This window comes from Lewinella sp. IMCC34183 (assembly GCF_003390915.1).
Classification (GTDB): domain Bacteria; phylum Bacteroidota; class Bacteroidia; order Chitinophagales; family Saprospiraceae; genus Neolewinella.
The window spans coordinates 568,324-578,517 of sequence record NZ_QMEM01000002.1 but is presented as its reverse complement, the minus strand read 5'-3'; the positions used below and the strand labels follow the sequence as shown (position 1 = coordinate 578,517).

Here is a 10,194-nt window from a genome sequence, read left to right as displayed (position 1 = left end):
GGGGGGCAGCCCGCAGGGTGCGCCTAATCAGTGGAATCTTTGGTGCTGCGGGCAAACTGCCGGAGGCAGCAGCGAAGCTAATCTGTGAAAATCTGTGCGGAGCGAAGCGTAATCTGTGTAGCCGCGCAGCGGCATCTGTGTTAAACCTTTGCTGTGGGGAGAGGGCTGGGGGATATGCGATATGCGATATGCGATTCTTGATTTCTGATTTGCTGCCGCATGGGGATGCTCGCTTCGCTCGTGGTCGCCGCGGCGGGCATGGAGTTGGCGTAGGTTTTTTAAAGGGGGATATGCGATTCTTGATTTCTGATTTACTACCGCACTTGGATGCTCGCTTCGCTCGTGGTTCACCGCGGAGGGGGGGGCAGCCCGCAGGGTGCGCCTAATCAGTGGAATCTTTGGTGCTGCGGGCAAACTGCCGGAGGCAGCAGCGAAGCTAATCTGTGAAAATCTGTGCGGAGCGAAGCGTAATCTGTGTAGCCGCGCAGCGGCATCTGTGTTAAACCTTTGCTGTGGGGAGAGGACTGGGGGATATGCGATATGCGATATGCGATTCTTGATTCTTGATTTCTGATTTGCTACCGCACGGGGATGCTCGCTTCGCTCGTGGCTACCACAGATGGCCACAGATGTATTTCACGGATTACTCACAGATTTTTGCTAAACAGGAAGCGGAAAAAATCCGTGCAGCCGCACAGCGGCATCCGTGGTAAAAAAGCGTAAGGCCGAGCCGAAACTAATGCGCCGACTTATTAGGTACCGGGGCCGACGCGTGGAAATCGCTCGCGATGCGTCCGGCGTAGTCGTCCAACAGCTGCCGGATGCGGCCGGTCGATTCGGAGGCGACGATGAGGCCCACGTGCTGCTTCTTGTCCATGCGCCAGACGATCTCCGGGTCGGTGAAGGAGGAGGTGTCGGGGTACTCGAAGCGCGACAGGCTTACCACGATGCCCGCCTGGTCGTAGCGGCGCTCGGGGACGGCGTAGTCGCGGCCGCGGGCCTTGGCGGTTTCCAGCTTGGCCCACTCCGCCCAGAGGCTGATGCCGGTAGCGGCCTCGACCATTTCGGCGAGGTGAGCACCGCCGACGCGGCTGGCGGTTTCGAGGAAGACGAACCGGCCGTCCTGCGTCTTGATGAACTCGGTGTGGGAGGCACTGAACTGCATGCGGAAGGCGTGCATAACGCTGCCGGTCAGCCGGCGCAGGGTCACGGCGTCCTCGTCGTGGTAGGGGACGCTCACCGAGCGAAAAATGCCGCCGCCGTGGGCCACCTCGAAGGGGGTACTGAGGTAGCGCGATACCTGGCAGAAGGCGATCTCGCCGTCGACCGAGAGGGCATCCACGTGGTAGACGTCGCCGGGGCGGAACTGCTCCACCAGGTAATCCTTGCGGCGCTCCCCGAGAGCGTGTACCTGCTCCCAGAGTTCCTCGGCGGAGTGCACCTTGGTGATGCCGGTGGCGCTGGCCTCGCCGCGGGGTTTGATGAGGCAGGGATAGGTGATGGAGTTGGCGAATTCCGTGAGGGTCACGTCGTTGAACAGGGGGCTGAAGGCCGGCACGGGGATACCTTGCTCGCGGGCCCGCATGCGCATGGCCAGCTTGTCGCGGAAGTAGCGGGCGGTGGTCTGTCCCATACCCGGCAGGCGGAACTCCTCGCGGAGGTAGGCGGCCTTCTCTACGTCGAAGTCGTCCAGCGCCACGACGCGGTCGATGGGCCGGCTCTGGTACATCCACGCGAATCCCTTGGCGAGGTTGGCGAGGGCGGTAGCGGAGTTGCTGTCGCTTTCGAGGTAGAAGAATTCGTCGATGGACTCCCGGGGCCAGTCCGCGTGCTCCAGCTTCTTGACGGTGAGGAGGTAAACGGTGTTGCCGGCGGCCTTGCAGGCGCGCAGGAAGGGCGCGCCCTTGTAGTAACAGGTGATGCAGAGGAAGGTCATAGGGTGGGGGAGTGTAGAAAGTAGGGTAGGAAGGTAACCATCCCTCGGTAAAACGCTCCGACAACCGTAGCGACGGGCCCGGGATCGGGGGCTCCAGCGCCGGAACCAGCAGGCTTACGGCTAGAAAGGGGAAGCCGCCCACCCGTGGGTCGCGAACCTAATCCTGTTGAGCAGAGCGACTACAGCTCCGCTACGGGATCAATTCGCCTTCGTCCTCGCCGTCCCAGTAGTGGATGCGCTCGGCGCGTACCTTGATCAGTACCAACCCCGGGGTATCGATGCCCTGCTCGAACCAGCGCTCGAGGTCCTTGACCCAGTGCTCGGCGAAGCGGGCCTTATCCTGGATGAGCTCGGCCATACCCACGATGGCGATGAAGACCGGCGGCTTGCCCAGCAGTCCTTTCTTGCCGGTAAAGGTGAGGCCGACGTGCGGGTCGCCCTGGATGTCGCTCACCATGCGAGTGGATTCGTGGCAGAAAAAGTAGGAGTCGCCGTCGTAGTCGACCTCGCCGTTGTTGCTCATCGGGCGGCTGGCGACGGCGTCGCCGGTGGTCCGGGTCGATAGCATACCGAAGTCGATGTCCTTGATCTTTTCCGAAATGTCTTGTAACGTCATGTCAGCCATGGTACGAAGCTTGAATAGGATGATGAGGATAGTCTCGCTACGTACCAACGCTTGCAAATTCCCGGTGTTCCCCCGGCACCTGCGCCCAGGCGCAAAAGTCTTTTACGTCAGTCGGTGAAGAGCTCGGGCAGCCAGAGGGAAAGGCCCGGGATGAGGGTGACCAGCGCCAGCACGAGCAGGCTTACGAGCAGGAAGGGGAAGCCGGCGCGGGTGACGCTGCCGATGGACGTCTTGCCGATGCCCGCGGCCACGAAGAGGCAGACGCCCAGGGGTGGGGTGGTAAGGCCGATCATGAGGTTGAGGAGGGCCACGACGGCGAAGTGGATCGGGTCGATGTCCACCGCCACGGCCACGTTGAGCAGGATGGGGAAGAGGATGAGCAGGGCCGCGATGGTCTCCATGAAGGTGCCGACGAAGATCAGCAGCAGGTTGACGAGCAGCAGCACGACGTAGGGGTTGTCGGTGAAGCCCAGGATGCCCTCGGAGACGGTCTGCGGCAGCCGCTCGATGATGAGGATCCAGCCGAAGAGGTTGGCGAAGCCGATGAGCACCATGAGGGAGGCCGAGGTGCGCATGGAGTCGAGGAGCACCACCAGGGCCTTACGCAGCGTGAGGCGGCGGTAGACGAACTTGCCCACCAGCAGGGCGTACACCACCGCCACGATGGAGGCCTCCGTGGGCGTGAAGAAGCCCCCGATGATGCCGAAGAGGATGACCACCGTCATCAGCAGCGCCCAGAAGGTATTGAAGAAGCTGCGGCCCACCTGCCGCCAGCTGCTGCGTTCGTGGGTGGGGTACTGGCGCCGGCGGGAGATGTAGTAGGTGAGGCCCATGAGGCTGAGGCCGAGGAGCAGACCGGGCAGGGCACCGGCCAGGAAGAGCTTGCCGACGGAGAGTCCCGTCAGGGTGGCCGCGATGATCATCGACACACTGGGCGGGATGATGGGGCCCACGGTGGAGGAGGCCGCCGTGACCGCGCAGGCGAAGGGGGCGTCGTAGCCCTCCTTCTTCATGGCCGGGATCATGACGGAGCCGATGCTGGCCGTATCCGAGATGGCCGTGCCGGAGATACCCGCGAAGAGCATGGAGGCGGCGATGTTGGCGAGGGCGAGTCCGCCGCGGATGTGGCCCACGAGCCGGTTGCAGAAGTCGATGATCTTCTCGGTGAGGCCGCCCTGGTTCATGAGGTTGCCCGCCATGATGAAGCCGGGGATGCTGAGCAGCACGAAGACATCGATGCCCGAGTACATCTTCATGGGCACGATGATGAGGGGGATGCCCGCCGCGAGCAGGTAGATGAGGCACGACAGCCCCAGCGCGAAGGCGATCGGGAAGCGCAGGAGCAGGAAGACCGCGAAGCTGCCGAGGAGGATCCAGATCATGGGCGCGGGGACTTGTAGGTCCGCAGGCGGTCCACCGCGTACAGCAGCACGGACAGCGCCAGCACCACCATGGAACCGAAGGCGATCGCCATGGGAAACTGCAGGGTCGGCGACCGCTCCACCGTACCCATCGCCGTGAAGGCTACCGCGTGGTAGAGAAAGAGCAGGAAGAGCGCCACCGTAAGCAGGTCGATCGTGAGGGTGAGCCACCGCCGCGCGCCGGGCGGCAGGCGGTCGTAGAGGAAGTCGAAATAGACGTAGGCGTCGCGCTTCAGGGCCGGGCCGGCGGCGAAGGCGATGGCCAGCACGAAGCAGAGGCGGGCGGCCTCCTCGGTCCAGGAGGGGGCGGTGGCCAGGAAGAGCCGCGCGTAGATCTGCACGAGCACGCAGCCGATGAAGGCGCCGGTCATGGCGAGGGTGCCCCACTTGAGGGTGGTATCGGCGAGGCGGACGAAGGACCTCATTCCTTACCCGCTTTGAGTTCCCGGTACAGTTGCTGCATGTCGGGCGAGAGGGTGTTGTACACCGCGTCGCCGCAGCCCGCCACGAAGGCCGGCCGGTCGACCTCCAGGAATTCCATGCCGGCGTCCTCCAGGAAGCGGCGGGTTTCTTCGGCGTTGGCGTAGAAGAGTTCGCGTTCGCGGATCTGCATGTCACGGGCGCACTCCAGAAAGATGGCCTTCAGGTCGTCGGGGAAGCGCTGGAACTGCGCCTCACCGATCACGGGGTGGGTCCAGCCGAAGACGTGGTAGGTAAGGTTCACGTACTGCTGCACCTCGTAGAAGCCGGCCATCTTGGTGAGGGGCAGCGGGTTCTCCTGGGCGTTGATGACGCCCTGCTGCAGGGAGGTGAAGGCTTCGGAGAAGGCCATGGGGGTGGCTTTGGCGCCGAGGGCGTCCCAGGCCGTCACGAAGGCCGGGATGTTGGGGATGCGGATGACGAGCCCGGTCAGGTCCTCCGGCGTGCGGATCGGCCGGTTGGAGGTCAGGTGGCGCGGCCCCGCCTGGAAGTAGCCGACGGGCCGCAGCCCGGTATCGCGGATCATGGCCTCCTCGATGCGCTCGCCCAGGGTGCCGGCCATGAGGCTGTCCACCTCCTCCATGGATTCCATATAGAAGGGCATTTCGCAGAAGGCCATGATCTCGGTCCAGTTGCTCAGCAGGCTGCTGGTGCTGGTCATGTCGATCACCCCCGTCTGGATCATGCGGATGGCCTCGATCTCCTTGGCCAGCTGCTCGGAGGGGTAGGTCTGCAGCACGATGCGGCCGTCGCTGCGCTCCTCCAGGATCCGCCCGAAGTATTCGAAGGCGCGGTACCAGGTGTGGTCTTCGGCTACTAGCAGGCTGGCGCGGAGGAGGAATTCGGGCTCGCGCTCGGCCTTACGGCAGCCCCCGCTGAATAGCAGGACTAGTACACAGCAAAGGAGGGGGAGGGTGGGGCGCATGGCGCAGGTGCCGGGTTTTTTGGGAAGGTAAGGAAAGATGCAGGGGGGTGGTTCATGGTGGGGGCGGGGAAAGTATTTTGTTAAAGACTTAGGGACACAGGGATTTAGGGACGGGAGACAGGGGACTGTTTGTTCGGAGATTTCTTGCTTACCCGCAACCCGCACTGTCGCTTACCAGTCTGCCGCCAAAGGCTACGACGCCATCTGCACCCTCGCCTTCTGTCTCTTCGACGGCCAGGGCAAGCTGTACTACCGCGGGCGGTTGGATGCGAGTCGGCCGCGGTCGGGCGGGTCGTTCACCGGCGAGGACTTCCGCAGCGCCATCAAGGCGATGTTGAAGGGGGGGCAGTCCGGAGACGCAGTATCCTAGTGCTGGGTGTGGGATTAAGTGGCGATAGGGATATTGTCCGGATCCGCAAATACGCGCCGCAAGCGGTTGAAGGGTATTGCTCTCGGTTTAAGGGGGCCTGAGCTCGGCCGATAGGAGCACGTTTCCTCTTTCAGATACAGAAGAGTAAATCAACTAATACGGGAAGGACACTTTCGTAGCGAAACTGGCCAGAAATCAGATATAAAGGTTGAGCTGATTTCCGGATTTGTTGTACAGGAGCAGAAACGCGACCGTTAAAGCGGCAGCGGATCCCCGAATAAAAAGGACTGTTAGGGTAGCGCTACATTAAGACGGCAGTGTGAGATATCACGTATATAAAGCGTTGCAGAATCAACGAAGCCTGACCGGCTAACAAACGTAAATATTGGGAGACAGGGTTGGAGAGTTCAATTTCCAAAGCTAAAGGATCGGACATGAATTTTCCCGTGCGAGCAGTCGATAAATATAGTTGATCGCAGTAGGTTACTTTACCCCCAGTGCGTGGATATATGACATAGTCACTATCCTATTGACAGACCATTGTCTACAAGGCGCTGACCCAGTATGCTATGATCTCCTAGTACCGCAAGGGGAACCACTTTTATTTGCAATTTTTATCGGTACAGTATTGGATTTATCTCTCGAACGCTACAGAGGATGTGCTATGAGGAAATATCGATCATTTCGATGGGGACTATCCCTACTGGTCCTAATCAGCTATTTGTTCAGCACTTCCTTGGGTTACGCTCAGGTCGCCACGGGAGGGAAAACGAAAAAAAATGCCTACAAGCTTTGGCTGCTCATCGACAGCACCGGCAGGACCGCAAATACCGATTACACATTTGCCTTGGAACCGGGCCGCTGGTATAAACTTACCGGGCAAGTGGAGTATCCAGACAATCGCATCAAGCAGCTCTTTGCGGACATTGCGGCCAAGATGCGTCGGACGGTTGAGGCGATGGAAGGTGAAAAATTGAAGCAGGAGCTCGCAAACATTGGCCTTGCGGGTGAAGCAGAGGTCCTCAAACAAGAATTGCGTCGCGCGGAAAAGATACTGAAGGCCCCCGCTGCCGGAAATAGACTCGACTTCGGGAACAATTCCTATACCTACCTTAAGCCGGAAGTTTTCCACCAATTTTCTAGAGATAGCTACTATAACCTGCTCACGGCAGCCTTGTCAATAGGCTGCGAAAGGGCAGATGATTCGGTCACTTTTGGTACGCCAAATGCTTCCGGACGCTATGATTTTGAATCTCCCGCGTTCCAAACCGGTGATTGCCCGGACAACGAGGTCGTCTTTCGCCTGATTAGTCCAGTGGTGGAGAAGGAATTTACGGTAGCGTATTACGACAGCATCGTAGGCCTTGCCGGCTTTTTAAGTGCACAAACGCCAGACAAAATTACGGACGCTTACCGAGCGCTTAGGGAGGAAAAAAAATTATATGATGACTACCCAAATAACCCTAGGAATTCATTTGGAGCTATCTCACCCTGCAGTTCCTGGTTTACCGAGCTGGAGGAATTGTTGGCCGCTACGGACAGGCGATTAGCAGCAAACGTTCTATGTCAGACTAACGATAGTTTAAATCGGTGGATATTGACTGCCCTATGGCTCACCGAAGGCCGAATCGCGCTTAATCCCCTGGGGTTCACCGATAGCCTGAAACTTCCAGTGAAGCAAGGTTACGATAGAGGGCTTGCGGATAGGTACAATCGATACGTCGAGACCGTAATCCGGCAGATGATCGATTCGGTGGACATTAACGCGGGCCGGATCGATTACCGGACCATGGACTCCCTGCTGCGCGAATCCAGGCGGGGGAGCGAGCGCTTTTCTTTCAAGGGTTACAATGATTCGCTGCGCGCTGAAAATACAAAGCTGCGCTCGGCCAACCTGAAAGCAAGGGAGTGGCGGCAGCAGTTCGAGTTCTGCGTACCGCAGTACCGGACGCAGTTGGTGCACGTTGCCGCCTTCGACGGTAGCCGCGGAATGCAACGACTTTCGCTCGACAACATTCCAATCGCTATAGCTACGCAGGATAGCCTGTACACCATCGTGACGAACGTGGCGACTGATGAGAAGGTAAAGAACATCCCCGCCGCGACCACTATCGAGGATCAATCATCTGCCCAAACAACCATCGGTGAAGTCGCCGGCCTAGCGGCATCCGTATTCACTAACGGAGGATTTTTGGCTACAGGAATGGCACGATTGTTGACTTCTACGCAGGGGCCGGAACCTTCCGACCATTCTAGGATTGGTTATAATGGTGGCGAGGAAACTCGTGACGTCATTAATTTAGAAGTGAGGAGCCTGGATGATTTTGTGGGTAAGATTCTTGATGGAAATTTAGTGGAGAGGAACCTAAATAATTTAGTGGGTAAGACATTGGATTTAGATTTAGAGCCATCAAACCCAGTTTTTCTATCTGATGCTGACATCCAGGAGGCTATCTCGGAAGTGATTTACGCTACCATTGCCAAAAAGTATAGATTGGATTTGCAACAATGCGACATGATCACCGACTTGCCCTATCAGACTTTGCGGCCTTACTTTGATGTTTGTAAGGAACCACAGATCGATCACACTGTACTGTCCTGTCTACATGAAGTCCAGGAGAGCGAGGCGGTGCAGACGGTCATCACCCGTTATATTGATACCTCGAGTAATATTCAACTGAGGGAGACGGTAGCCCACGTCGACGGTGTCGTGGGCAAATTCGATACGAAAAGGCGGTCATTTGAAGCACTAATTTCCGTATTCTCTGAACTTCCCTCCCGGATACTTCCACCCGCAATGCTAGAGCCGACCGTTAACAAATTGGCCCGGTGGCGTACGGTGACCGACCAACTGGAGAACGACGGCAAAGCACAACGGCACAGCCACGCCATACAGCTCCTCAACAAGGAGGGCAAAGCCTCGGCTACCAAACGTATTACCTACCGCACCTCCCCGGGGCACCGTATCACGGTGAGTACCGGACTCGGCTACTCCTTTGGTAACATCAACCGCGTGGAATTAACCGAGGGCGACGGAGGGCTCTCCACAAAAGTAGATGATAGCGCCGTCCGGGTTGGGGCGGGAGTGCATATCCACTTGCGTCCGCTGGTGAATACTAACAGCGCCTGGCTTTTCTCCAGTAAGTTGGAAAAACGAGAATGGCTCAGTCGGACTTCTATCTACCTAGGAACTAGTTTTCCGAACTTAGCTTCCAATTACCACCTCGGTGTGGCTATGGATATATGGCCGGGTGTTAAAATGATTGCGGGTTACCACGCCTACCGACATACGGAGTATCGCATCCTCAACAACGGCCTCCAAGACAAGGAAAACCTCTTACGCGGGGCGGGCCCCTTCCTGAGTTTGCAAGTTGACCCGCTGCCGCTACTTCGATTTGCTAATCTTTTCAATTAGCCTGCGCCATGCTGAAATACGTGATCCTAACCGGCTGCTTATGCACCCTGTTTACCTGTGAAAAAGATCTCACTTACGATATTGGTGATAATACGATCCGGGGAAGGGCATTTCTGCAAACTGACTATTTCCGAGAGGCTCAGCCAGCACCCGCCGCCGGCAAGATGGTGACCATTACCTACCTGAACCCGCCAGCGGGTTGGCCCACCACTGACGCAGGTGACAACGAGGTCGAAGATTACCTATTCAGCACCAAGACAGACGGGGAGGGATACTTCAGTTTTGACCTGCTGCGAGAGGATCATGAGTACGTAATTACCTATGAGGAATTGATCAACGGCAGGCGCTACGTCGGACGGGATACCTCCAAACCCGAAATTTACGCGGCCGCCGTAACCGCTACCTTGGCTCTGACTGGTCAGACCGGTATCCAAATTTTGTCTTTCGACGAAGCGGGCGCACCACTGAAAGGAGTAAAACACTGCCTGTATCGCACTGAGGATAACTTGCCATCGGACCCCACGGACTGCTCCGGCAGCAACCTTGAAACCATCTCCGACGATCGCGGTTACGCCATGTTGCTGGGAAGCCCCGAAACTTACCTACTTCGCAGCAGTCTGAAGATAGGAAACAACGTACTGGCCGACTCCACGCAACTGACGTTTGAAGACCAGAAAGTAATTACACAGCCGGTGTACCTATCTCTCCAGACCGCCGCCGTCAAAAACTCCGTTCGCTTCCAGACATATGATGTGCGAGGCGACCGGTTACCTGGAGTTCAGCTGTGTCTCTTTACCAGTCAGTTGCTGTTCGAGCGCGACTCCTGCGCCGGTAGCAATTTTCAGTTCCTGACCGATGGCTCCGGAACAGCGGATACGACAGATTTGCCGGCTAACTTCTATTATTTACACGGGGAAAAGATAGTCGGTAATCAACGCTGGACGGTTAAGAGTGCAGTCAATTTTGCTGCTGGTGAGGATATTACTATTTCGCTTAAGTTGGAGTGAACCTTAACATTCTAC

Annotated in this window: 7 protein-coding genes; 2 read left to right on the top strand and 5 right to left on the bottom strand. The window is 57.8% G+C overall.

Annotated features, from left to right (window positions below; all coding sequences use genetic code 11):
* Positions 1–736: 736 nt before the first annotated feature.
* The 5 genes from DQG19_RS07540 to DQG19_RS07520 all read right to left on the bottom strand — a co-directional run bounded on the left by DQG19_RS07540 (position 737) and on the right by DQG19_RS07520 (position 5,387).
* The gene (locus tag DQG19_RS07540; protein WP_116125631.1) at positions 737–1,936 is read right to left on the bottom strand and encodes an acetyl-CoA carboxylase biotin carboxylase subunit family protein; all 1,200 of its coding nucleotides are present in this window, start codon (positions 1,934–1,936) and stop codon (positions 737–739) included.
* Positions 1,937–2,126: 190 nt separating this feature from the next.
* Positions 2,127–2,561, bottom strand: coding sequence for a pyridoxamine 5'-phosphate oxidase family protein (locus DQG19_RS07535; protein ID WP_116125646.1), 435 nt, complete (start codon positions 2,559–2,561; stop codon positions 2,127–2,129).
* A 107-nt stretch (positions 2,562–2,668) separates the two neighbouring features.
* Entirely contained in the window at positions 2,669–3,943 is a 1,275-nt protein-coding gene (locus tag DQG19_RS07530) for a TRAP transporter large permease (protein WP_116125630.1), read from the bottom strand.
* Positions 3,940–4,407 carry a TRAP transporter small permease gene (locus DQG19_RS07525; protein WP_116125629.1) on the bottom strand — a complete coding sequence of 156 codons (468 nt, stop codon included), beginning with the start codon at positions 4,405–4,407 and terminating at the stop codon, positions 3,940–3,942. Before DQG19_RS07525 ends, DQG19_RS07530 begins: the two co-directional genes overlap by 4 nt.
* Positions 4,404–5,387, bottom strand: coding sequence for a TRAP transporter substrate-binding protein (locus DQG19_RS07520; RefSeq protein WP_116125628.1), 984 nt, complete (start codon positions 5,385–5,387; stop codon positions 4,404–4,406). Before DQG19_RS07520 ends, DQG19_RS07525 begins: the two co-directional genes overlap by 4 nt.
* Positions 5,388–6,478: 1,091 nt before the next feature.
* Here DQG19_RS07520 and DQG19_RS07510 point away from each other — a divergent pair.
* Together DQG19_RS07510 and DQG19_RS07505 are read left to right on the top strand one after the other, a co-directional pair.
* Positions 6,479–9,172, top strand: coding sequence for a hypothetical protein (locus DQG19_RS07510; RefSeq protein WP_157974381.1), 2,694 nt, complete (start codon positions 6,479–6,481; stop codon positions 9,170–9,172).
* A gap of 8 nt (positions 9,173–9,180) precedes the next feature.
* The gene (locus tag DQG19_RS07505; RefSeq protein WP_116125625.1) at positions 9,181–10,179 is read left to right on the top strand and encodes a hypothetical protein; all 999 of its coding nucleotides are present in this window, start codon (positions 9,181–9,183) and stop codon (positions 10,177–10,179) included.
* Positions 10,180–10,194: the final 15 nt, after the last annotated feature.

Bases quoted from the DNA above. Each gene is read 5' to 3' on its own strand.
- DQG19_RS07540 (WP_116125631.1), bottom strand. From the start codon at position 1,936: ATGACCTTCCTCTGCATCACCTGTTACTACAAGGGCGCGCCCTTCCTG.
- DQG19_RS07535 (WP_116125646.1), bottom strand. From the start codon at position 2,561: ATGGCTGACATGACGTTACAAGACATTTCGGAAAAGATCAAGGACATC.
- DQG19_RS07530 (WP_116125630.1), bottom strand. From the start codon at position 3,943: ATGATCTGGATCCTCCTCGGCAGCTTCGCGGTCTTCCTGCTCCTGCGC.
- DQG19_RS07525 (WP_116125629.1), bottom strand. From the start codon at position 4,407: ATGAGGTCCTTCGTCCGCCTCGCCGATACCACCCTCAAGTGGGGCACC.
- DQG19_RS07520 (WP_116125628.1), bottom strand. From the start codon at position 5,387: ATGCGCCCCACCCTCCCCCTCCTTTGCTGTGTACTAGTCCTGCTATTC.
- DQG19_RS07505 (WP_116125625.1), top strand. From the start codon at position 9,181: ATGCTGAAATACGTGATCCTAACCGGCTGCTTATGCACCCTGTTTACC.